The 23,002-nt window shown below is 75.2% G+C and carries 21 protein-coding genes; 12 read left to right on the forward strand and 9 right to left on the reverse strand.

Annotation, left to right across the window (positions count from 1 at the left end; genetic code table 11):
- Positions 1–23: 23 nt before the first annotated feature.
- The 3 genes from GOBS_RS23680 to GOBS_RS23690 all read left to right on the forward strand — a co-directional run bounded on the left by GOBS_RS23680 (position 24) and on the right by GOBS_RS23690 (position 2,538).
- Complete coding sequence (locus GOBS_RS23680; RefSeq protein ID WP_012950791.1) at positions 24–1,868, forward strand: acyl-CoA dehydrogenase; 1,845 nt, start codon at positions 24–26, stop codon at positions 1,866–1,868.
- A gap of 224 nt (positions 1,869–2,092) precedes the next feature.
- On the forward strand, positions 2,093–2,344 hold the full coding sequence (locus tag GOBS_RS23685) for a hypothetical protein (protein ID WP_012950792.1): 252 nt from the start codon (positions 2,093–2,095) through the stop codon (positions 2,342–2,344).
- Positions 2,344–2,538: a hypothetical protein gene (locus GOBS_RS23690; protein WP_012950793.1), complete on the forward strand. Its 195-nt coding sequence runs from the start codon at positions 2,344–2,346 to the stop codon at positions 2,536–2,538. Before GOBS_RS23685 ends, GOBS_RS23690 begins: the two co-directional genes overlap by 1 nt.
- 74 nt (positions 2,539–2,612) lie before the next feature.
- On the opposite strand, the gene GOBS_RS23695 is transcribed toward GOBS_RS23690, so the two are convergent.
- From GOBS_RS23695 to GOBS_RS23715, 5 genes are all read right to left on the reverse strand, one after another.
- A complete protein-coding gene (locus GOBS_RS23695) occupies positions 2,613–3,218 on the reverse strand; it encodes a response regulator transcription factor (protein WP_012950794.1) in 606 nt (201 codons plus the stop codon).
- On the reverse strand, positions 3,215–4,408 hold the full coding sequence (locus GOBS_RS23700) for a sensor histidine kinase (protein WP_166487497.1): 1,194 nt from the start codon (positions 4,406–4,408) through the stop codon (positions 3,215–3,217). Before GOBS_RS23700 ends, GOBS_RS23695 begins: the two co-directional genes overlap by 4 nt.
- Before the next feature lie 41 nt (positions 4,409–4,449).
- Positions 4,450–5,250, reverse strand: coding sequence for an ABC transporter permease (locus tag GOBS_RS23705; protein ID WP_012950796.1), 801 nt, complete (start codon positions 5,248–5,250; stop codon positions 4,450–4,452).
- A gap of 26 nt (positions 5,251–5,276) precedes the next feature.
- Positions 5,277–6,221: an ABC transporter ATP-binding protein gene (locus GOBS_RS23710; RefSeq protein WP_012950797.1), complete on the reverse strand. Its 945-nt coding sequence runs from the start codon at positions 6,219–6,221 to the stop codon at positions 5,277–5,279.
- 179 nt (positions 6,222–6,400) lie between these two features.
- A complete protein-coding gene (locus tag GOBS_RS23715) occupies positions 6,401–6,982 on the reverse strand; it encodes an MFS transporter (protein ID WP_341776397.1) in 582 nt (193 codons plus the stop codon).
- 39 nt (positions 6,983–7,021) lie between these two features.
- Here GOBS_RS23715 and GOBS_RS23720 point away from each other — a divergent pair, with 39 nt between their 5' ends.
- The 5 genes from GOBS_RS23720 (at position 7,022) to GOBS_RS23740 (ending at position 11,650) form a co-directional block, all read left to right on the forward strand.
- The gene (locus GOBS_RS23720) at positions 7,022–7,777 is read left to right on the forward strand and encodes a 3-hydroxybutyrate dehydrogenase (RefSeq protein WP_012950798.1); all 756 of its coding nucleotides are present in this window, start codon (positions 7,022–7,024) and stop codon (positions 7,775–7,777) included.
- Positions 7,778–7,794: 17 nt separating this feature from the next.
- Complete coding sequence (locus GOBS_RS23725; protein ID WP_012950799.1) at positions 7,795–9,732, forward strand: helix-turn-helix domain-containing protein; 1,938 nt, start codon at positions 7,795–7,797, stop codon at positions 9,730–9,732.
- 162 nt (positions 9,733–9,894) lie between these two features.
- Positions 9,895–10,137, forward strand: coding sequence for a hypothetical protein (locus GOBS_RS23730; protein ID WP_041241660.1), 243 nt, complete (start codon positions 9,895–9,897; stop codon positions 10,135–10,137).
- Entirely contained in the window at positions 10,065–10,754 is a 690-nt protein-coding gene (locus GOBS_RS23735) for a hypothetical protein (RefSeq protein ID WP_012950800.1), read from the forward strand. Before GOBS_RS23730 ends, GOBS_RS23735 begins: the two co-directional genes overlap by 73 nt.
- A gap of 17 nt (positions 10,755–10,771) precedes the next feature.
- The gene (locus GOBS_RS23740; RefSeq protein WP_012950801.1) at positions 10,772–11,650 is read left to right on the forward strand and encodes a hypothetical protein; all 879 of its coding nucleotides are present in this window, start codon (positions 10,772–10,774) and stop codon (positions 11,648–11,650) included.
- Between the two features lie 89 nt (positions 11,651–11,739).
- On the opposite strand, the gene GOBS_RS23745 is transcribed toward GOBS_RS23740, so the two are convergent.
- Entirely contained in the window at positions 11,740–13,398 is a 1,659-nt protein-coding gene (locus GOBS_RS23745) for a tannase/feruloyl esterase family alpha/beta hydrolase (RefSeq protein ID WP_012950802.1), read from the reverse strand.
- A 174-nt stretch (positions 13,399–13,572) separates the two neighbouring features.
- On the opposite strand from GOBS_RS23745, the gene GOBS_RS23750 reads away from it, so the two are divergent.
- On the forward strand, positions 13,573–14,418 hold the full coding sequence (locus GOBS_RS23750) for a tyrosine-protein phosphatase (RefSeq protein ID WP_243697590.1): 846 nt from the start codon (positions 13,573–13,575) through the stop codon (positions 14,416–14,418).
- Between the two features lie 104 nt (positions 14,419–14,522).
- Here GOBS_RS23750 and GOBS_RS23755 read toward each other — a convergent pair whose 3' ends face one another.
- From GOBS_RS23755 to GOBS_RS23760, 3 genes are all read right to left on the reverse strand, one after another.
- The gene (locus GOBS_RS23755) at positions 14,523–16,583 is read right to left on the reverse strand and encodes a diguanylate cyclase domain-containing protein (RefSeq protein ID WP_243697591.1); all 2,061 of its coding nucleotides are present in this window, start codon (positions 16,581–16,583) and stop codon (positions 14,523–14,525) included.
- A gap of 301 nt (positions 16,584–16,884) precedes the next feature.
- A complete protein-coding gene (locus GOBS_RS27870) occupies positions 16,885–17,031 on the reverse strand; it encodes a hypothetical protein (protein WP_012950805.1) in 147 nt (48 codons plus the stop codon).
- 132 nt (positions 17,032–17,163) lie between these two features.
- Positions 17,164–18,876, reverse strand: a complete 1,713-nt coding sequence (locus tag GOBS_RS23760) for a phosphoenolpyruvate--protein phosphotransferase (RefSeq protein WP_012950806.1) — start codon at positions 18,874–18,876, stop codon at positions 17,164–17,166.
- Positions 18,877–19,036: 160 nt separating this feature from the next.
- Here GOBS_RS23760 and GOBS_RS23765 point away from each other — a divergent pair, with 160 nt between their 5' ends.
- Genes GOBS_RS23765 through GOBS_RS23775 form a run of 3 tightly spaced genes read left to right on the forward strand, consistent with a single transcriptional unit; the run spans position 19,037 to position 22,988 of the window.
- A complete protein-coding gene (locus GOBS_RS23765) occupies positions 19,037–19,804 on the forward strand; it encodes a DeoR/GlpR family DNA-binding transcription regulator (RefSeq protein ID WP_012950807.1) in 768 nt (255 codons plus the stop codon).
- Entirely contained in the window at positions 19,801–20,835 is a 1,035-nt protein-coding gene (locus GOBS_RS23770) for a 1-phosphofructokinase family hexose kinase (protein ID WP_012950808.1), read from the forward strand. Before GOBS_RS23765 ends, GOBS_RS23770 begins: the two co-directional genes overlap by 4 nt.
- A 20-nt stretch (positions 20,836–20,855) precedes the next feature.
- Positions 20,856–22,988, forward strand: a complete 2,133-nt coding sequence (locus GOBS_RS23775) for a PTS fructose transporter subunit IIABC (protein WP_012950809.1) — start codon at positions 20,856–20,858, stop codon at positions 22,986–22,988.
- Positions 22,989–23,002: the final 14 nt, after the last annotated feature.

Raw genomic sequence — 23,002 nt, forward strand, 5'->3', positions numbered from 1 at the left:
CGGAGCACCGGGAGCCACGCGCGATGAGCCACTACACCGCGAACCTGCGGGACCTCGAGTTCAACCTCTTCGAGTTCCTGGACACCAAGGACCGGTTCGGCACCGGGCCCTTCGCCCAGATGGACACCGAGACCGCGCGCGGCGTGCTGGCCGAGGTCCGCCGGCTGGCCGAGGGCCCGATCGCCGCCTCCTTCGCCGACGCCGACCGCAACCCGCCGGTGTTCGACCCGGCCACGAACTCCGTGACCCTGCCCGAGAGCTTCAAGGGGTCGGTGCGCGCCATCGAGGACGGCGAGTGGTTCTCCCTCGACCTGCCCGAGCACCTCGGCGGCTTCGGCGCCCCGCACGCCCTGACCTGGGCGGCCTTCGAGATGGTGCTCGGCGCCAACCCCGCCGTCTTCATGTACGGCTCCTGGGCCGCCTTCGCCGCGATCCTCGACGAGCTCGGCACCCCGGACCAGAAGCGGCTCGCCCGGCTCATGCTCCAGCACAAGTGGGGCGCCACCATGGTGCTCACCGAGCCCGACGCGGGCTCGGACGTCGGCGCCGGCCGGACGAGGGCCGTGCGGCAGGACGACGGCTCGTGGCACCTCACCGGCGTCAAGCGGTTCATCACCTCGGCCGAGCACGACCTGAGCGACAACATCGTCCACCTGGTGCTGGCCCGCCCCGAGGGTGCGGGGCCGGGCACCAAGGGGCTGTCGCTGTTCGTCGTCCCCAAGTTCCACGTCGACCTCTTGACCGGCGCGCTCGGCGAGCGCAACGGCGTGTACGTCACCAACGTCGAGAGGAAGATGGGCCTCAAGGTCTCCACGACCTGCGAGCTGACCTTCGGCGACGGGCCGGTGCCGGCCAAGGGGTGGCTGGTCGGCGAGGTGCACGACGGCATCGCGCAGATGTTCGAGGTCATCGAGCACGCCCGGATGTTCGTGGGCGCCAAGGCGATCGCCACGCTGTCGGCCGGCTACCAGGTGGCCCTCGACTACGCCAAGAACCGCATCCAGGGCGCCGACCTGACCGCGACCGGCAAGGACGCCCCGCGGGTCCCCATCACGAGGCACCCCGACGTCCGCCGCTCGTTGATGCTGCAGAAGTCCTACGCCGAGGGCATGCGGGCGCTGTACCTCTACACCGCGACCTTCCGCGACCAGGTCACCGAGGCCGAGGCCGCCGGCACGGCCGACAGCGAGGAGGCCCGGCTCGCCGCCCGCGTCAACGACCTGCTGCTGCCGCTGGTCAAGGGCTTCGGCTCCGAGCGGGCCACCCAGCTGCTCACCGCCGAGTCGCTGCAGACCCTGGGCGGCTCGGGCTACCTGCAGGACTACCCGATCGAGCAGTACATCCGCGATTCCAAGATCGACACCCTCTACGAGGGAACGACGGCAATCCAGGGCCAGGACTTCTTCTTCCGCAAGATCGTCAAGGACGGCGGCGTCGCGCTGACCTGGCTGGCCGGCCGGATCCAGGACACGATCGACGCCGAGGTGGGCAACGGCCGGCTCAAGGAGGAGCGCGCGGCCCTGGCCACCGCCCTCGGCGACGTGCAGGCCATGCTCGCCGCGCTGTTCGGCCACCTCACCGCAGCCCAGGAGGACGTCACCAGCCTCTACAAGGTCGGCCAGAACACCTCGCGGCTGCTGCTGGCGGCCGGCGACCTGATCACCGCGTGGCTTCTCGTGCGGCAGGCGGAGGTGGCGCTGGGCGCGCTGGCCGGCGAGGTGACGAGCGCGGACCGGCACTTCTACGAGGGCAAGCTCGCCGCCGTCCGCTTCTTCACCACCCAGGTGCTGCCCCGGCTGTCCTCGGAGCGGGTGATCGTCGAGAACACCGACAACGCGCTCATGGAGGTCGACGAGGCCGCGCTGTGATCTGTCGTCCTCCCGGACGACACCGCGGCCACGTGCTCCTCCCCACCCCTCGCATGCTCGGGGCGGTGCCCTGGAGGGGGCCTCCGGGTCCCGCGACCGGTCCAACCCGGCCAGGTGCCGTCCCCAGCGGCCGTCGTCCCCTCGGGGGCGGCGGCCGCCGGTCGTTTCAGGGCGACGACGGCGGGCATGCCCCGGGGGACAGCGCCGTCGGACAGGAGGCTCCCGTGAGCGACCCCCAGGGCAGCGACCGGATCCAGCAGGACATCCCGACCGCGTCGGGCACCGGCGACAACAGCAGCACCGGGTCCGGCTTCGACGACGTCCCCCTCACCGCCGACGAGGCGATCGAGCGGGACGCCGCCGCGGGCGACGACCTGCCGGCCCGCGCCGACTCCGACATCGCCCGGGCCCGGACGGACGGAGCGTCCGGCGAGGTCTCGGGACCGACTCCCCGATCCGGAGGAAGGGACATCTGATGAGCAACTCCGACGACACCGGCTACCGGGAGTCCCCGGACACCACCGACGGGCCGACGAACGCGAACATGGTCGACGGCGTGCCCGGTGAGGACCGCTCGGACGGCGGCGAGCACGACGAGGTCGCCCTGACCACCGACGAGGACGCCCAGCGCGACGACGGCCTGATCCGCCCGGGCAACCTGCCGGACTGAAGAAGGACCCCGTCCTCCCCACCTCTCACAGGCTCAGGGTGGGACCCGGGACGGGGCCGCCCTGCAGGGGGCCGCTAGATCCAGCCGTGCCGGCGGGCCGCCTCCACGGCGGCGTGCCGGTTCGGCGCGCCCAGCTTCACCGCCGCGGCCGACAGGTGGTTGCGCACCGTCCCCGGGGACAGGTGGGCGCGGGCCGCGATCTCCTCGACCGGCGCACCGCCGGCCGCCAGCTCCAGGACGTCCGCCTCCCGCGGGGTCAGCGGGCTGTCCCCGGCGCTGATCGCCTCCGCGGCGAGCTCCGGGTCCACGTACCGGCCCCCGCGGTGCACGGTGCGGACGACGTCGGTGAGCACCGGCGCGCCCACGGTCTTGGGCAGGAACCCGCGCACGCCGGCCTCGAGCGCGCGCTTGAGGTGCCCGGCCCGGCCGTGCCCGGTGACGATCACGACTGCGCAGCCGGGCAGCACGGTGGCCAGCTCGCCGGCGACGGATATGCCGTCGCGGTCGGGCATCTGCAGGTCCAGGACGGCGACGTCGGGGATGTGCGCCCGCGCCATCGCCAGCGCCTCCGCGCCGGAGGCCGCCTGGGCCACGACCTCGAGGTCCTCCTCCAGCGCGAGCAGCGCCGCGAGCGCCGAGCGGATCAGGTTCTCGTCGTCGGCCAGCAGCACCCGGATCACGCCGGCACCCCCACCGGGACGGTCGCGGCGAGCACGAACCGGTCGCCGTCCGGCCCTGCCGACAGCCGGCCGCCGGCCGCCGCCAGCCGCTCGGCCAGGCCGGTGAGCCCGTTGCCCCAGGTCGTCTCCGTGCCGCGGGCGCCGTCGTTGGCCACCCGCAGCTCCGCCTCTCCGCCGACCGCATGCAGCTCGACGCTGCACCAGCTCGCCCGGCTGTGCCGCAGCACGTTGGTCACCGCCTCCCGCACCACCCAGCCCAGCGCCGCCTGCACCGGCTCGGGCAGCGCCACGGCGTCCTCCTCGCCGGTCACCGTGACGCCCACCCCGGCCGCGCGCAGCACCGACCGGGCGCCGGCCAGCTCGCCGGGCAGGTCGGTGCGCCGGTAACCGCGGACGACGTCGCGCACCTCCCGCAGTGACTCCTCGGCGACCCGGCTGATGTCCGCCAGCTCCTCGGCCGCGCCGTCCCTCCCCCGACGGACCAGCTCGGCCGCCAGCTGGCTCTTCACCGCGATCGCCGAGAGGTTGCGGCCCATGACGTCGTGCAGGTCGCGGGCGAAGCGCAGCCGCTCCTCGGCGACGGCGAGCTGCGCCTGCACCGCGCGGCTGCGCTCCATCTCCAGGACCACGTCGAGGATCCAGACGCTGAATCGGAAGGCCGTGACGAAGAACCCGACCGCCACGCCGATCGAGGCGCCGACGACGACGGCGGTGGCCGGCGGACCGCCCTCGGCGGCCGTCACCGCACCGGCCAGCACACCGGTGACCGCGGCACCGGCGACCAGTGGCCGGGTCGGGACGGTGACCGACAGCGCCAGCAGCACCGCGGCCGACACCAGGCCGGCCACCCACGGTGCAGCGGGCGCCGGCCCCGCTCCCGTGGCGGCCAGCGCCGCCAGGACGGTGACCAGGCCGGCGACGAGGGCGACCAGCAGAGCCGGCCGGTCGGGGCCTGCGGTGCGGTCGCGGAACCCGCGCCGGGTGAGCACGAGGCACGCCGCCGTCGTGACCACCGAGGAGCCGAGGAGCACCAGCGGCTGCCACGTGGAGGAGGTCGCCCAGTCCGGGGACACCGAGAAGAGCAGCAGGACCGGGACGAACACCAGCGTCGAGTAGTACGAGGAGCGGGTGTAGAGGTCGATGCGCTGCGGGTCGGTGCGACTGCTCCACCAGCGAGCGACGGTCGGCACGGCGCCCATGCTGCCGTACCGACCGTCGCTCGCCGGGCGGGTCAGCGCCGCGGGGCCCAGCGGAACCACCGCACGGTGGCCGCTGCCGCGAGCGCGGTCCACGCCAGCGTGACGCCCAGCGGGACCAGCGCGGCGCCCCACAGCTCGACACCGGCGACGACCTCGCCGTCCCAGGTCCGACCCGCGAGGCCCAGCTGCACCAGCTCGACGACCGGCGTCAGCGGCAGCAGGCGGGCGACCGTGGCGAGCTCCTCAGGGAGCACGCTCAGCGGGAAGAACAGCCCGGAGAGCGCGGTCGCCCCGAGGACGACGGGCAGCGTGGTGATCTGCGCCGACTCCGGCGTCCGGGTGAACACCGTGCTCGCGGTGGCCAGCACGACCATCAGCGCCGCGCCGAGCAGCACCGCCAGGACCGGCAGGACGGCGTCCACCGGCGCGGTCCACAGGCCGAGCACGGCCACGCCCACGGCGACCAGGACGAGCTGGCCGACCGTGACCAGCAGGGTGGGGACGGCGGTGGCGGCGAGCACCTCGCCGTCGCTCAGCTCGCCGGTGCGCATCCGCTGCAGCACCAGGTCCTCGCGCCGGGCGACGTAGGTGGTGACCAGGTTGTAGTAAGTCAGGAAGACCAGCGTGAAGCCGGCGGCCATGGTGAGCAGGCCGGGCCCGGTCGCCCGGTCGTCGAGGCCCATCCCGGGCACGAGGGCCACCAGCAGCAGCGGCATGAGCACGGAGTTGACGACGGCGGTGCGGTTGCGCAACAGCAGGCGGGTCTCCGCGGCGGCGAGGGACCCGACGCGGCGCAGGCGGGAGGGGGCGACGGGAACGGCGATCGTGGTCATGGGAACTCCTCGAGGGGTCGGCGGGGTCACTCGGCGTCGACGTCGGCGACGGCGAGGAAGGCCTGCTCCAGCGAGGCGGCGCGGGCCTGCAACCCCCGCAGCACCACGCCGTACGCGGCGGCCCACGCCAGCAGCTGGGCGAGCGCCGGCTGCAGCGCGCGGGTGTGCCACTCGACCCGCGGGCCGGCGCTGACCACCTCGACCCCCGAGGGCACCGGCGGCTGCGGGTCGCCCGGGGCGAGGGTGAAGCGGATGGTGGCCGGCTGGGTCTCGGCGATCTCCTCGCGGGTGCCGGCGAGCACGATCCGGCCGGCGCGCATGACCGCGATCCGGTCGGCCAGCTCCTCGGCCTCCTCCAGGTGGTGCGTGGTGAGCACCACCGCGGCACCGTCGTCCACCAGGCCGCGGACGAGGCCCCACACGGTGCGCCGGCTCTCCGGGTCCAGGCCGGTGGTGGGCTCGTCGAGCACCAGCACCCGCGGGTGGCCGAGCAGGGCCAGGGCGAGGTCGAGCCGGCGGCGCTCCCCGCCGGAGAGGCTGCGCACGCGGACGTCGGCCCGGCCGGTGAGGTCCACCTGCGCCAGCGCCTCGTCGACCGGGCGCGGCGTGGTGAGGGTGCCGGCCCAGGTCCGGACGGTCTCGGCGACGGTCAGGTCGCCCGGCAGGCCGCTCGTCTGCAGCAGCACCCCCAGGTGCGGGCGGACGGCGGCCCGCTCGCGCCGCGGGTCGGCACCGAGGACCCGCACGGTCCCGCCCGACGCGGGCGCCAGCCCCTCGAGCACCTCCAGCGCGGAGGTCTTGCCGGCGCCGTTCACGCCGAGCAGCGCGAAGACCTCCCCGGGCCGGACGTCGAAGGAGACGCCCCGGACGGCCGCGAAGTCGCCGTAGCGGCGGTGCAGGTCGACGACCTCGACGACCGGCGGGGCAGCTGTCGCCGGAGACGGCGGGGCGGGTGCGACGGACGGGTGCACGGCGACCTCCTCGGTGCGCCCGCCGGCCGGGGTCCGGCCGTTCCTCCGGGGCGCACCCCTGACGCTGCCGTCGTCCCGGCGCCGGCACAGGTGCCGTCCCTCACGACTTCTCCCCGCGACGCCACGGGCCCCCCATGACGTGCGTCATGGGGGGCCCGTGGCGGCGGGGTCGGGGTCCGCTACACGCGGGTCGCCGACCGGCCCCGCTTCGTCACGATGGCCTTGTCCTCGGCGAGGTCGCGGGTCCGCGTCTCGCCGTAGGAGAGCACCGCCACCAGCGTGATGACGGCGCAGACGGCGAGGTAGATCGACACCCGCATCGGGTTGGGATCGGTGAGGCTGCCCAGCAGCGCCACCGCGATCAGAGGCGCGGGAGCACCGGCGACCACCGAGGCGAGCTGGTAGCCGACCGACACGCCCGAGTAGCGGGCCTTGGTGCCGAACAGCTCCGAGAGGAAGGCGGCCTGTGGGCCGTACATCGCGCCGTGGAAGAGCAGGCCGACGGTGACCGCCACCACCACGAGCGCGAAGCTCTGCGTGTCGAGCAGGCCGAAGAACACGAAGCCCCACACGCAGACACCGACGGCGCCGAACAGGTAGACCGGTCGGCGGGCCCCGCAGTTGTGACGGCGGACGTGTGGTCGATCTCCATGTGGAGCCGCGCCGTCCACCGTGCGCGTGTGGCGTCCCGCGGCCCTGACCGACGGTGGGGTGGTGTGACCGAGCACCACCGCGCCGCACCGAGGTGTGTGGCCGCACACCGTGTGGCCGGACGACGGAACGGCCTAGCGTTCGGCCCCATGGCGGACTCAGGAACCCTCAGCGGCCGGCGGGCCCTCGTCACCGGCGGCGCCTCGGGCATCGGCCGGGCGTGCGCGGTGCGACTGGCCGAGGCCGGCGCGGACGTGGTCGTCGTCGACCGTGACGCCGACGCGGCGAAGGCGGTGGCCGAAGCGGTCGGGGGGACGGCGGTCGCCGTCGACCTCTCCGACCTCGACGCGGTCGACGGCCTGGACCTCGACGTCGACGTGCTGGTCAACAACGCCGGGCTGCAGCACGTGGCACCGCTGCACGAGTTCCCGGTCGACCGCTTCTCGCTGATCCTGCGGCTGATGCTGGAGACCCCGTTCCGGCTGGTCCGGAGCGCGCTGCCGCACATGTACGAGCGCGGCTGGGGCCGGGTGGTCAACGTCAGCTCCGTGCACGGGCTGCGCGCCTCGGCGTACAAGAGCGCCTACGTCACCGCCAAGCACGGCCTGGAGGGGCTGTCGAAGGTGATCGCACTGGAGGGCGCCCCGCACGGGGTCACCTCGAACTGCGTCAACCCGGCCTACGTGCGCACGCCCCTCGTGGAGAACCAGATCGCCGACCAGGCCAAGGCGCACGGCCTGTCCGAGGACCAGGTCGTGGAGCAGATCATGCTCGCCCCGGCGGCGGTCAAGCGGCTGATCGAGCCGGCGGAGGTCGCCGAGGCGGTCGCCTACCTGTGCTCGCCGGCGGCGGCGTCCATCACCGGCAGCTCCCTGGTGATGGACGGCGGGTGGACCGCCCACTGATCGCACGACCGGCGAGAATGCCGGTCGTGACCCGGCCCACTCCGCCGTCCGCCGAGCCGGCCGCGGCGTCCGGCGAGCTGGCCGCCGCGGAGTACTTCGCGCTGCTGCTCGAGGAGGCCGCGGCGATCGAGTTCGAGGGGCCGGTCGTGCGCGCCCGGACCGCCGGGGCCGACAGCGCCACGGTCGCCGGGCTGGAGCGGGTGAAGCTGCTGGCCCTGCAGGTGCGCGACGCGTTCGCCGCGCGCCGCCGCCGGGAGTCCGAGCTGGCCGCGCTGTTCGACACCGCCGGCGACCTCGCCGCGCTGCGCAGCGTCGACGACGTGCTGACGGCGATCGTGCGGCGGGCCCGGCAGCTGCTGGGCACCGACGTCTCCTACCTGACCCTGCACGACGACGCCCGGGGCGACACCTACATGCGGGTGACGGACGGCTCCGTCTCGGCCCGGTTCCAGTCGCTGCGGCTGCCGATGGGGGCAGGCCTCGGCGGCCTGGTCGCGCAGACCGCTGCGCCGTACGCCACCGCCCGCTACTTCGCCGACCCGCGGTTCCAGCACACCGACGACATCAACGGCGGCGTCGCCGAGGAGGGCCTGGTCGCCATCCTCGGCGTGCCGCTGGTGCGCGGCTCGCGGGTGATCGGGGTGCTCTTCGCCGCCGACCGCAACGAGCGGCTCTACGACCGCTCCGAGGTCTCGCTGCTGGGCTCGCTGGCCGCGCACGCGGCGATCGCGCTGGACAACGCCCGCCTGCTCGAGGAGACCCGCACGGCGCTGGAGGAGCTCTCGACGGCCACCCGCGAGCTGCGCGCGCACACCACCTCGGTGGAGCGGGCCGCCGGCGCGCACGACCGGTTCATCGACATCGTGCTGCGCGGCGGTGGCGTGGAGGACGTCGCGGCGGCGGTCACCGAGGCGCTCGGCGGGCGGATCACCATCCTCGACGAGCACGGCCGCGGCACGCCGTCCCCCGCCTCGGACGACGACCTGCCGCCCGACCCCGCCGCCGCGCTCACGCTCGCCCGCTCGACCGGCCGGACGGTCCGCGACGGCAGCTGGTGGACCGCGGCGGTGACCGTGGGCGCCGAGCTGCTCGGCGGCCTGGTGCTGCACCGGGACGACGAGCTGTCCGACTCCGACCAGCGCATCCTCGAGCGCGCCGCACTGGTGACCTCCCTGCTGCTGCTCATCCGGCGCACCGCCAGCGAGGCCGAGAGCCGGGTGCGCGGCGAGCTGCTGGAGGAGCTGCTCGGGCCGGCCCTGCGCGACCCCGACGGGCTGCGTGAGCGCGCCCGCCGGCTGGGCGCCGACCTCGACCGGCCGCACGCCGTCGTCGTCGTCCTGGTCGAGGAGCGCTCTCGGAGCCGGGCGCTGGCCGCCGCCACCCACCTGGCCGCCGTCCGCGGTGGGCTGGCCGGCCTGAACGACGGCCGGGTGGTGCTGTGCCTGCCGGGTCAGGAGCCCGGTGCCGCGGCGGCGCAGGTGTGCCGGGAGCTGGGCACGGCCGTGGGCCGGCCGGTGACCGCCGGCGGCGCCGGACCGGCGCAGGGGCCGGCCGCGGTCGCCCCCGCCCACGTCGAGGCCCAGCGCTGCGCCTCGACGCTGGTCGCCCTCGGCCGGGCCGGCCAGGCGGCCAGCGCCGACGAGCTGGGCTTCGTCGGGCTGCTGGTCGGCGAGGGGCGGGACGTGCGCGGCTTCGTCACCGTCACGCTCGGCCCGGTGCTGGACTACGACGAGCGGCGCGGCACCGACCTGGTCGGGACGCTGCGCGCCTGGTTCGACGCCGGCGGTTCACCGGCGCGGGCGGCCGAGGCGCTGCAGGTGCACGTCAACACCGTGACCCAGCGCCTGGAACGGGTGGGGCGGCTGCTCGGCCGCGGGTGGTCGGCGCCGGAGCGCGCCCTGGAGGTCCACCTGGCGCTCCGGCTGCACCGGCTCACCGGCCCCGCCACCGGCTGACCGAGGGCAGCGCCGCCCCTTGTGCGCCGCCGTCCGTGGGAGGACCTTCGCTCCGCACGGGGACCACCAGCGGCGCAGGGGTCGATGCCCATGTCCACCACCGGCACGAGGGCCTCCCGAGGGGGGGACCCCGAGGAGACGCCCGCCCCGGGGGACGGCGGGATGACGGACCCGCGAGGCCCCGAGTCCGACCTGCTGTGGCGGAACAGCCGGGAGTACGCGGACCTGTTCCCGCCCGAGGACGCCTCCCGCTGGGAGTGGCAGCACCGGGCCACCGTCCCCGTGGCGCTGCGGTACGCCTTCGTCCTCGCGCTCGTCACCGCGCTCCTCCAGTGGCTGCTACCCACACAGGGGCCGGCCTCGACGGTGCGCTGCGCACCGCCGTCCGGATCGCCCAGACCCTGACGCTGGCCTCCGGCCTGTTCTTCCTGGGCGTGGTCTGGATCCGCCACGCCGGCGCCCGGCGGGCCTTCCACGACCGGGTGCACGCCGCCCGCGCGGACCAGGTCGCGCAGGCCACGCGCGACCTGCACCCCGACCTCCGGCTGGACCAGCTGTTCCGCCTGAACCGCCTCCAGCTCGACGAGTACCACGCCCTCAGCGTGCGACAGGCGTCGGTCGCGCTCCGCAACGCCATCACCGCCGCCGCGGCCGCGTGCCTCTTCCTCGCCGTCGGCGTCGTCGTCGCGCTCCAGCCCGCCCAGGACGAGTCCAGCCGGTACGTCGCGGGCGGCCTCTGCGCGCTCGGCGCCGTCCTGTCGGCGGCCCTGTCGGGCGTCTTCGCCCTGTCGTACAAGGAGACGGCCAGGCAGCTCCGGGAGCACTACCAGGAGCCCGCGCGGACCCGGCGCCTCCTCGCGCTGGAGCGCCTGGCAGCCGACCCCCGGCAGAGGGGCACCCTGCAGCTCGACCTGCAGAAGATGCTGGTCAAGCAGCTGATCGAGGACCTCCGCCACAACGGGTCCGCCACACCTCCGGGAACGGAGCGGACCGACGCCGGCGCCCGGGGCAGGGAACCCTAGTCACCTACCCTGGTCGGGTGCCCGCCCCACCCCCCTCCCTGCCGGCGGCCGAGTGGACGGCGCTGGCGCAGGCCCACGCGGAGCGGGCCGACGCGCTGACCGCGGGACACCGGGCCCGCCGGGCGACCGGCACCCGCCACCCCGTCGAGGACTTCCTCCACGAGTACTACAGCGCCCGCCCGGCACAGCTGCGCCGCTGGCACCCCGGCGCCGGGGTGGTGCTCGCACCCGGCGCGGACGGCCCCGCACCGCACGCGGCCTGGCACTGGTACGCCACCGCCGACGACGGCGCGGTCGCCCTCGACCTCGACGCCTTCCTCGCCGACCGTGGGGACACCGTCGCCTTCGTCGCCCGGTTGCTGGCCGCGACCGCGGCGCGGCCGGCGCACACCGGGTGCTTCGGGCTGCACGAGTGGGCGATGGTCTACCGGGACGACGAGCACCGGCACCCGCTGCCGCTGCGGCTGGGCCAGGCCGGTACCGACGCCGTCGTCGAGGCCCACCCGATCCGCTGCTCGCACTTCGACGCGTTCCGGTTCTTCACGCCCGCCGCCGTCGGCCGCAACCGGCTGCAGCCCACCCGGGCCACCCAGGTCGAGCTGGAGCAGCCGGGCTGCCTGCACGCGACCATGGACCTCTACAAGTGGGCGTACAAGCTCGGCCCGGCCGTTCCCGGCGAGCTGCTGCTGGACTGCTTCGTGCTGGCGGCCGACGTCCGGGAGCTCGACATGCGCGCCTCGCCGTACGACCTGCACGAGGCCGGCTACGAGCCGGTGCCGATCGAGACCCCGGAGGGCAAGGCGCAGTACGTCGCCGCCCAGCGGGAGTTCGCCCGCCGCGGCGCCGAGCTGCGGTCCCGGCTGCTCGAGGTGTGCGACCGGCTCCTCGGGGTCTGACCGACCGCAGGCGGGCGCCGCGACGCCGCCGTCCGCCGGTGCCTCCGCGGTGCGTCGACCACGTGGGCACCGGCGGCGCCTGACCTCGGCTATCCCGTTCCGCAGTCGAAGCTGGCCGCATCGTCAGGACTCCCCGTGCCGTCGTACCGGGGGTGGGCCGGGTACTCGCACAGCGGCCGCGTGCGGGTGGCCCCGGGGTTGGTGTCCCGGACCACGGGGTCCGCCGGCGCCGCGCCGGTCGTGACCCAGCGGTCCAGGGCGGTCAGGGAGTCCCAGCCGGCGGCGAAGGCGGCGGCGAGGTTGGCGTGGTTGGCACCCGGGACCAGGTAGAAGCGGGCGAACGCGTCGACCTTGCGCTGCCCCATGGTCTGCACCATCCCCTCGTAGTACTCCACCGTCGCCCGGTGGCTGACCAGCTCGTCCGCCGTGCCGTGCAGCAGCAGGAGCTTCCCGCCCCTGCCTGCGAACGGCCGCAGGTCGGTGTCGTTCACGTCCTGCAGCGCGGTGAGCTCGGAGATGCGGTCCTCCCACGGGCCGGGCGCCAGCGGGTCCAGGGACAGCGAATCGAAGCCGGGGTCCCGGGTCACCGCGTACTCGACCCAGGCGTCCCAGAACTGCATGCCGTAGCCGGCGGTCTTCGGCATGGGGTCGGCCGGCGCGGTCGTCCCCAGGCCGAGCAGCGGTGTGGACATGTCCGCGCCCGAGAGGAACGGGAAGCCCGGGTACCCGGTCTCGCCACTGGCCAGGGGGTACGGGAACGTGACCGCGCTGGAGACGGCGCGGATCGCGGTGATCTGCGGGTCCGACAGGCAGGCGTCACCGGCGTCCTGCCCCTCCGGGCAGCGGAGGACGGCGGGGTCGAAGTCGCAGGCCGGCTCGTTGCTGATGACGCCGTCGGTCAGCCCGTCGAGGCCGTCGCAGGCCGTGATGACGGCGTTGTAGAGCAGCACCTGCTGCGCGGGACGGGGGAAGGCGCCCGGCGCGGCGAGCTGACGGGTCATGTGGCCGAAGTACAGGTCGAGGGTGGCGGCGTTGAACGCGGGATAGACGCTGATGACCCCGTCGAAGTCGCGCTCCCAGCGCTGGGCGACGGCGAGTGCCTCGCGGCCGCCGGTGGAGCCACCGGCGAAGTAGGTCTGCTCGGGCTCCTCCCTGTCGTAGTACCGGTCGATGACGAACACGGCGGCGTCCCGGGTCTTCTTCAGGGCGTCGCCGGAGAAGTTGCGCAGCGCCTCGTCGTTGGCGAGGAACTCGCCGTAGAGCGAGGCGGTCGGCAGGAAGCCGGCGGGTGCCTGGTGCCCGGAGTCGCTGGCGAAGGTCGCGTACCCGCGGCCGAGCGGCCTGGGGGCGTCGCTCGGCCCGAAGGGGACGTTCCCGTCGAGCGCCGGGATGGTCCCGTTGTAGCCACCCCCGCCGAACATCAGCGCCTTCTGGTTCCACGTGGTGGGCAGCGCCACCTGCAGGCGGATGTCCGGGGCAGCTGGGTCCACGGGGTGCAACGCGGCGGTGACCTCGCAGTGCTCCCCGATCGCGGAGGTGCCGCTCCCGGACGGCGCCACGAGGGCGGCGTCGGTCACCTCCCCGCCCGTCGTCGGCAACCCGATGACGCGTGCGGGGATGTCGACCCCGGCGAGCGCTGCGCACCGGGCGGCGGCGTCGACGGCGCCCGCGGGCGTCGTCCACCCGAGTGAGGCGACGACGGCGAGGGCCACCCCCGCCACGACCGTCCTGGCTCTGATCGGGCCCATGGGACTCCTGTCGTTCGACGGACCCCAGCGCCCCGTGGACGCCGAGTGAGGCGGGTGACACGATAGGGAGCGGCACACGGGGGCTCCACGTGAGGCGACCCCACAGTCGCGACACCGGCTGTGGGGTCCGGGCCCACACCGAACGGGCATCCCGGGGGTCGTACCGTCGTGCGCGTGACCTCCGGAGCCTCCGACCGTCTGCGGACCGACCGCTGGCTGCGCCTCGACGGGACGACGAACACCCGCGACCTCGGCGGCCTGCCCACCTCCGACGGCGGGAGCACGGTCCCCGGCCGGGTGCTGCGCAGCGACAACCTGCAGACCCTGAGCGAGGCCGACGTCCGCCGGCTCGTCGACGAGGTGCGGCTGCGCGAGGTCGTCGACCTGCGCACCACCGCCGAGGTGCTGCTGGAGGGGCGCGGCCCGCTGCGCGCGGTGCCCGAGGTGACGCACCGGCACTTCACCCTGCTGCCCGAGCGCGGCCACCACACCGACGTGTTCGCCGTCGAGGAGGACGCCCTGCCGGAGCTGCCGGCCGACTGGGCCGAGTCCATCCTGCCGCGGCAGGTGACCGAGGGCGATCAGGGCGAGCCTCCCGCGGTGCGCTCCTACCTGGGCTACCTCGCGCACCGGCCCGAGAACGTCATCGCCGCGCTGCGCGCCCTCGCCGCTCCGGCCGACGGCGCCACGGTCGTGCACTGCGCCGCGGGCAAGGACCGCACCGGGGTCGTGGTGGCCTTCGCGCTCGCCGTGGCCGGCGTGCCGCACGAGGAGATCGTCGCCGACTACGCGCTGACCGCCGAGGTCATCGACGACCTGGTGGCCAAGCTCGCCGCCTCACCGACCTACGCCGAGGACATGGTGCGCCGCGACGTCGCCAGCCACACGCCGCGGGCGGAGACCATGCGGCGGGTGCTCGAGCTGCTGGACGAGCGGCACGGGGGGCCGCTGGGCTGGCTCACCGAGCACGGCTTCGGCCCCGAGGAACAGGCCGCCCTCCGCGCGCGCCTCCGCGAGTAGCGGCCCGGCTGAGCGGCACTGCCGGCATTCCTCGTGCACTGCCGCCGGCCCCCTGCAGGGTCCCGCCCCGAGCGTGCGAGTGGCGGGGGGCAGGGGGTCCTTCCTCAGGCGCCGGCGGCCCCGTGCCCGTCGCGGCCGGCGTGCTTGTGGCGGTACATGTCGGCGTCGGAGGCGCGCAGCAGTGCGTCGGCGCTGCCCGATCCGCCGCCGTGGACGGCGACGCCCACGCTGGTGCCGACGGCGACGCCGGTGCCCTCGAGGCGGAAGGGCTCGTCGAAGCAGCCCAGCACACGGGCGACGACGCGGTCGGCGTCCTCGGGCCGGGTGAGGACGGGCAGCAGGACGGCGAACTCGTCGCCGCTGAGCCGGCCCACCAGGTCGCCGGGGCGGATCGCGGCCCGCAGCCGGGCGGCCACCTGGCGCAGCAGCTCGTCACCGGCGGCGTGGCCGAGCGAGTCGTTGACCGCCTTGAAGCGGTCGAGGTCGCAGAAGAGCACGCCGACGTGCTGGTCGGCGGGCGTGGTGGCCAGCGCCTCGCCGAGCCGCTCGAGGAAGAGCACCCGGTTGGGCAACCCGGTGAGCGCGTCGTGGGTGGCCTGGTGCCGCACGGTCTCGAGCAGGCGAGCCCGCTGGAGTGCGGTGGCGGCCTGGTCGCCGACACCGTGCAGGCGCTGCAGGACGTCGCCGGCGAGGACCTCGGGGGCCCGCCCGGCCGGCCAGCTCGCGGTGGCGACGCCGAGGAAGGTGCGCCCGGCCACGACCGGGACGGCGACGACGTCGGTGAGCTGCAGGGCCGTGAGCAATTTCTCCAGGACGGGGCTGCTCGACTCGGGCCGCAGGAAGCGCGGTTCCCGGTCCGTCAGCATCCCGACCAGCTCCGGGACGTCCTCGGCGTGGAGGGGCGTCCCGTACATGATCTCCTGGTGCTCCGGCACGGGGTCCACGTGGGCGGCCGTGCGCAGGCAGCCCTCCGCCGGGTCCCAGAGCAGCACCGCGGCGCTGTCGCAGCCGACGACGCGGGGCAGCGCCTCGACGACCACCGTGCACACGTCATCGGCGTCGGTGGCCCCGGCGAGCTCGTGGGCCAGGGTGAGCAGCGTCCCGGCGCGGTCGGCCTCCTGCCGGGAGCTCTCCAGCGCCATGAGCAGGTCGAGGGCGGCCGCGGCGTAGCCGGCGTAGGCGGCGAGCATCTGGCGCTCGTGCTGGAGGCCCCCCTCACCGGGACGGTAGACCGTGGCCAGCCGGCCGTGCACCCGGCGGGCCGACGCGACGTCGACCGCGACGACGTTCGGGCCCGGGTCGGCACCGGCCAGCAGCGTGGCCGCGAGGCTGTCGACCTGGTGCTGCGGCAGGCCGGCGCCGTGCACCAGCGCGGGACCGCCCGCGGGGTCGGCCACGGCGAGCACCCAGCCCGGGGCGAGCACCGCTTCGGCGGCCTTCTCGATGATGCGCTGCAGGACGGTCTCGACGTCCTCGCTGGCGACCAGGTCGGCGGCCGCCGACTGCAGGATGCGCAGCTGCTCGCGCAGGGCGAGCAGCTCGGGGACGTCGTCGTCGGTGCGGCGGCGCCCGCCCAACCTCCGGCGGCGCTCCCACGTCAGGTGGTAGACGCAGGCGGGGTGGCCGTCGGACTCGCACTCCATGTGCACCAGCTGCGCCTGCGGCAGCCCGAAGACCGTCGGCACCATGCCGATGAGGCCCTGGGCGTACTCGCAGTCCAGCCGGGAGTGCCGGTAGCCCTCGTGCAGCCGGTAGCTGAGCGTCGCGTGGGTGGCACCGGACTCGAGGACCCGCATCGTCGAGGTGGTGGAGAACTTGGCCACGGCGCGTGGCAGCTGGCGGTACACCTGGCGCGGTGAGCCCATCGCGCGGATGAGCAGGACCAGGGCCGGGGTCAGGCCGAGCCCGAGGGCCTCGCGGCCGACGCGGAACATGGTCTGCGGGTCGCCGAGCACCTTGCTGGCGGCGGTGAACAGCTTGATCCGGGTGTCGTAGCTGGTCCAGTGCGAGGGCAGCTCGAGCTCGGCGGCGCTGAACGGCACACCGGCACGGCGCAGCACCTCGGCGACCGCGTCGTCCCCGCCGTGCTGGCGCACGTAGCTCAGCAGCAGCCCCGTGGTGGCGCCGGATGTCTCCCGGGCCTCGGACACCGCAGGGCCGCTCACCTGGGGCCACCCGTTCTGCTCACGCTCGTCCCATCGGCAGGACGGGGCCCGGGGTTGAACGGGCACCCCCCAAGGGGGGACGGCGCACCGCGGTGGTGCTCGTGCCCAGGAGGGGTGTGGTTGCCGCCGTCGGGGACGTGTGGGGCACCCGTCGGGACACGGCCCCGCCATCAACCGCTGGATGACCAGCCGCGGCCCGGGGCACGCCGTCGTCCACGGCCTGCACGGCTGACGGACGCCGGACAGCAAGCGACCCCGGTCTCCACGAGGGAGGCCGGGGTCGCGCGTCGTCGGGAACGGCTCAGAGGGTGAACCCGCTGCTGTTCGCCATCGTCAGCAGCTCGTCGCGCATCGCCGGGCTGCTGGTGCGCGCGAGAGCGCGGTCGAGCGCGCGCCGCGTCCGCGCCGCCTGCCGACGCCGCCGCCAGCTGGAGGTCACGCTGTTCATGTCCTGCTGCCTTCTTCCGGTCTCGTGGTGTGCACCCAGAACAATGCAGGTGCACGCCGGAGTATTCCGAAGAAATCCAGGCAGACGCCGCTACACGGCAATGATCCGTCACCGCGGAGGGTGACGTCGGCCTCAGCTGGTGACGCCGAGCTCGCGGCGCGCCGCCGCCCGCGCCTCGTGCGGGTCGTCGGTCAGCAGCGCCGCCTCGGCCGCCCGCCGGCAGGCGTCGGTGTCGACGACGGCCAGGCGGGCGCCGACCCCGGCGATCGACGACGCGGCACAGGACAGCGAGGTGACACCGAGGCCGATGAGGACGCAGGCCAGCAGCGGGTCGGCGGCGGCCTCCCCGCAGACCCCGACCGACCTCCCGGTGCGGCGGCCGGCCTCTGCGGTCAGCTGCACCAGCGCCAGCAGGGCCGGCTGCCACGGGTCGGTGAGGTCGGCGAGGTCGGCCGAGAGCCGGTCGGCGGCCAGCGTGTACTGCGACAGGTCGTTGGTGCCGATCGACAGGAAGTCGACGTGCCGCAGCAGCCGCTCGGCCATCAGCGCCGCCGAGGGCACCTCGATCATCACGCCGGGGGTGAGCCCGCGGGCGCGCACCCGGGCGCCGAAGTCCGCGGCCTCCCCGACGGTGGCCACCATCGGCGCCATCACCCAGGGCGAGGCGCCGGTCCGGCGGGCGGCCTCGGCGATCGCGTCGAGCTGCCGCTCCAGCAGGCCGGGGTCGCGCCGGGCCACCCGCAGGCCACGGACGCCGAGGGCCGGGTTGTCCTCGTCGGGCATCGTGGCGAAGGCCAGCGGCTTGTCCGACCCGGCGTCCAGCGTGCGGACGACGACCCGCTGACCGGGGAAGGCCTCGAAGACCTCGGCGTAGCCGCGGGCCTGCTCCTCCACCGAGGGCTCCTCGGCCCGGCTGAGGAAGGCCAGCTCGGTGCGCAGCAACCCGACCCCCTCGGCGTGGGCGGCGGCGGCGGCCCGCGCCCCCGCGCCGTCCTGCACGTTGGCCAGCACCTTCACCTCGAGCCCGTCCCGGGTGCGGCCCGGGCCGCGGTAGCCGGCCAGCGCCGCGGCGGCGGCCTGCGACGCCGCCAGCCGGGCGCGCGCCTCCTCCGGGTCGGGGTCGACGGTGACCGTGCCGCGCTCGCCGTCGAGCAGCACGGTGGCGCCCTCCGGGACGTCGGCCAGGCCGCCGACGGCCACCACGCACGGCAGCCCCAGCTGGCGGGCGATGATCGCGGTGTGGCTGGTCGTGCCGCCCAGCCGGGTGGCCAGGCCGGTGATGCGCCGGGGGTCGAGCCCCGCCGTGTCGGCCGGCGCCAGGTCGTCGGCCAGCAGCACCGACGGCTCGTCCGGGCTCGGCACGCCGGGCTCCCCCTGCCCGGTCAGCTGGGCGACGATCCGGTCGCGGACGTCGCGGACGTCGGTCACCCGCTCGGCCATGAGCCCGCCGAGGCTCGTGAACAGGTCGACGAACTGCTGGGCGGCCTGCACGGTCGCGACGGCGGCGGGCGTGCCGGCGTCGATCCGCTGCTCGACCGACGACAGCAGGCCGCGGTCGCGGGCCAGTCCGGCGGTCGTGGCCAGCACCTCCGCGCTCACCCCGGTCGCCGCACCCGCGCGCTCGGCGAGCCGGTCGGCCACCACGCCGGCGGCCGCCGCGAAGCGCTCCTTCTCCCCCGCGCGCTCCTCCTCGGCGACCACGGCGCCGTCATCGGACGGCAGCAGGACCGTGCCCGACGGGCGGACGACCGGGCCCCAGGCCACACCGGGGACGACGGGCGTCCCGGGCAGCACCACCGGACCGGCGGTCGTCGGGGCGGCGGTTCCGGGAGCGTGGGTGGTCATGGCTACCTCGCACGGGTCAGGGTGGGACGCGACTTCGGCTATGACCAGAGTCACGAAGAGGTGTTGACTTGTCAACGGATCACACGTAGAACAACAGCAACACAACACCAAGCCAACACAAACGGGCACGCCGTGTGTGCTACAGGCAGGGAGGTGGGACGTGTACGCCGAGGAACGTCAGCAGACGATCGCCGGGCTGGTCGCCGACCGCGGCCGGGTCTCGGTGACCGCCCTCGCCGAGGAGTTCGGGGTCACCACCGAGACGGTGCGCCGCGACCTCGCCCTCCTCGAGCGTGCCGGGATGCTGCGCCGCGTGCACGGCGGCGCCGTGCCGGCCGGCGCGCTCACCTACGTGGAGACCGCGCTCGGCGAGCGGCACGGCACCCGCAGCGAGCAGAAGCGCAAGATCGCCGCCACCGCGCTGGACCTGCTGCCCGGCTCCGACGGCAGCCTGCTGCTCGACGGCGGCAGCTCCGTCGCCGCGCTGGCCGAGGTCCTCCCCGGGGACCGGCGGCTGCTGATCGCCACGCACTCGGTGCCCATCGCCGCCCGGCTGGCCGCCGCCCCGGGCGTCGACCTGCACGTGCTCGGCGGCCGGGTCCGCGGGATCACCCAGTGCGCCGTCGGCGAGCGGACCGTCGCCACCCTCGCCGACCTGCGGGTCGACGTGGCCTTCCTCGGTACCAACGGCATCACCGCCGAGCACGGCTTCACCACCCCCGACGAGGCGGAGGCCGCGGTGAAGCGGGCGATGATCCGCGCCGGGCAGAAGGTGGTCGTGCTCGCCGACAGCAGCAAGCTCGGCCGCGAGCACCTGGTCCGCTTCGCGACGTCGGCCGACGTCGACGTCCTGGTCACCGACGCCGAGGCCGCACCGGCCGACCTCGCCCGTCTCGAGGACGCCGGGATCGAGGTCGTGGTCGCATGACTGCACGCGTCGTCACGCTCACCGCCAACCCCAGCCTGGACCGGACGCTCTCGCTGCCCGGCCCGCTGGTGCGTGGGGGCGTGGCCCGCCTGGCGCCGAGCTCCACCGAGCCGGGCGGGAAGGGCGTCAACGTCGCCCGCGCGGTCGCCGCCGCCGGCGGGGACGTCGTCACCGTGCTGCCCGCAGCCGACGACGACCCGATCGTCCGGGCGCTGCGGGCGCTGGACCTGCCGATGGCCACGGTCCCGATCGCCACGCCGGTGCGCACCAACTACACGCTGGCCGAGCCCGACGGCACCACCACCAAGCTCAACGAGCCCGGCGCCCCGCTGGACGACGAGGCCCGCGGAGCGCTGACGATCGCGATGCACCAGCACGCCGAGGGCGCCCGCTGGGTGGTGCTCTCCGGCTCGCTGCCGCCCGGCACGCCGCTGGACTGGTACGCCGACCTGGTCCGCTCGCTGCGTGACACCGGCGCGAAGATCGCCGTGGACACCTCCGAGGCCCCGCTGCTGGCGCTGCTGGACGCCGGCCCCGACGCCGCGCCGGACCTGCTCAAGCCCAACTCCGAGGAGCTCGCCCAGCTCTCCGGGGTGCCCGAGGCCCACCTCACCGCCAACCGCGCCACCGCGCTGGCCGCCGTCGACACGCTGCACGCGCGCGGCGTGACCGAGGTGCTGCTGACCCTCGGTGCCGAGGGTGCGCTGCTGTCCAGCGCCGAGGGCGTCTGGGCGGCCACGCCCCCGCGGATCGCGGTCCGCAGCACGGTCGGCGCGGGCGACTGCAGCCTGGCCGGCCACGTGCTGGCCGACCTGGCCGGTGCCGGGCCGGCCGAGCGGCTGCGCAGCGCCGTCGGGTACGGCGCGGCCAGCGCGTCGCTGCCCGGTTCCGCCGTCCCCACGCCCGAACAGGTGGCCGCCCTCGACGTCGAGGTCACCACCGTCCGGACCGAGGGCCTGCCCAGCAGCACCACCGCACCGCCCGTCACATGGAGCACCACCGTCCCGGCCGCCGGCCGCGACGTCCGCTGACACCTCCGGAGAGGTGGGCCATGCCCGACCTGATCACCCCAGACCTGGTGGCGCTCGACGCCGACCTGGGTTCCGACAAGACCACGGTGGTGCGCCGTCTCGCCGGCCTCGTCGCCGGCACGGGGCGGGCCACCGGGGCCGACGCCCTCGCCGACGACGCCCTGGCCCGCGAGGCGCAGGCCGCCACCGGCCTGCCCGGCGGCATCGCGATCCCGCACTGCCGCTCCGCCGCGGTCACCGAGGCCTCGCTCGCCTTCGCCCGGCTGGACCCCAAGGTCGACTTCGGCGCCCCCGACGGCCCGGCCGACCTGGCGTTCCTCATCGCCGCGCCGGCCCACGGCGACGCCGACCACCTCACCCTGCTGACCGCGCTGGCCCGGGCGCTGGTGCGGCCGGAGTTCGTGGCCTCGCTGCGCGCCGCCGGCTCCGCCGACGAGGTCGTGCGGCTGGTGCAGGAGGTCGTCGCCCCCGAGCCGGCGCCCGCCGGGGCCCCCGCGGCGTCCGGCTCCTCGAGCGCCGCGACCGCCGCGACCCCCGCCGCCGCACCGGCCGCCGGCACCGGCACGGCCGGCGCCCGCCGCAGCCTGGTCGTGGTCAGCGCCTGCCCGACCGGCATCGCGCACACCTACATGGCCGCCGACAAGCTCACCGCCGCCGCCGAGGCGGCCGGGGTCGACGTGCACGTGGAGACCCAGGGCTCCTCGGGCTCCACCCCGCTCGACCCGGCCGTCATCCGGGCCGCGGACGCGGTCATCTTCGCCGTCGACGTCGGCGTCCGGGACCGCGACCGGTTCGCCGGCAAGCCGCTCGTCCAGTCCGGCACCAAGCGGGCCATCAACGAGCCGGACGTGATGGTCCGCGAGGCGCTGGCCGCCGCCGACGACCCGAACGCGCGCCGGGTGCCGGGGAGCGCCGGTGGCGCCGACGAGCCCGCCGCCGCGGGCGGCCGACCGGGCACCGCCACGGAGATCCGCCGCTGGCTGCTCACCGGCGTCAGCTACATGATCCCGTTCGTCGCCGCGGGTGGTCTGCTCATCGCCCTGGGCTTCCTCTTCGGCGGCTACCAGATCGTCAACCCCGACCCGTCCTCGGCCGACGGCAACAGCTACGCCCTGAACTGGGCGTTGAACAACACCTTCCTCAACCTGCCCGACGTCGCGCCCCTCGAGGGCCTCAACGACGGGTTCTGGGGCTACCTCGGCGCGGTCTGCACCGTGCTCGGCCAGGCGGCCTTCGGGTTCCTGGTCCCGGCGCTGGCCGGCTACATCGCCTACGCGATCGCCGACCGGCCAGGCATCGTCCCCGGCTTCGTCGTCGGCTTCGTCTCCGTCCAGGTGGGCGCCGGCTTCATCGGCGGCCTGATCGGCGGCATCATCGCCGGCTTCGCCGCGCTGTGGATCAGCCGCTGGAAGCTGCCGGTCGGGGTCCGGGGCCTGCAGCCGGTCGTCATCATCCCGCTGCTCGCCACGCTGATCTCCAGCGGGCTCATGGTCGTCGTCCTCGGCCGCCCGCTGGCCGCCGCCCTCACCGGCCTGGGCAACTGGCTCAACGGCCTGACCGGCACCTCGGCGGTCCTGCTCGGGATCATCCTCGGCCTGATGATGTGCTTCGACCTCGGCGGCCCGGTCAACAAGGCGGCCTACGTCTTCGCCACCACCGGGCTGGCCGCCGGCTCCGGCGCCCCGCTGGTCATCATGGCCACGGTCATGGCGGCCGGCATGGTGCCCCCGCTGGCGATGGCCCTGAGCACCGCCATCCGGCCGAAGCTCTACACCCCTGCCGAGCGGGACAACGGCAAGGCGGCCTGGCTGCTGGGTCTGTCCTTCATCTCCGAGGGCGCGATCCCGTTCGCCGCGGCCGACCCGCTGCGGGTCATCCCCTCGATGATGCTGGGCGGCGCGACCACCGGCGCCATCGTGGCGTCCAGCGGTGTGGAGCTGCGGGCCCCGCACGGCGGCATCTTCGTCTTCTTCGCGATGACCAACGTGCTGATGTTCCTCGTCGCCCTCGTCATCGGGACGATCGTCGGCGCCATCGCGGTGACCATCGCGAAGAGCATCGGCCGCCCGAAGGCCGACGCCGTCCCGGAGGACGCCGTGGACATGGCCCACGCGCACACCGCCGCCCCGGTCACCCAGCCGGCTCGGGCCTGAACCCGCAGGCTGTA

The organism is Geodermatophilus obscurus DSM 43160, from assembly GCF_000025345.1.
In the GTDB taxonomy this organism is placed as follows: Bacteria; Actinomycetota; Actinomycetes; order Mycobacteriales; family Geodermatophilaceae; genus Geodermatophilus; species Geodermatophilus obscurus.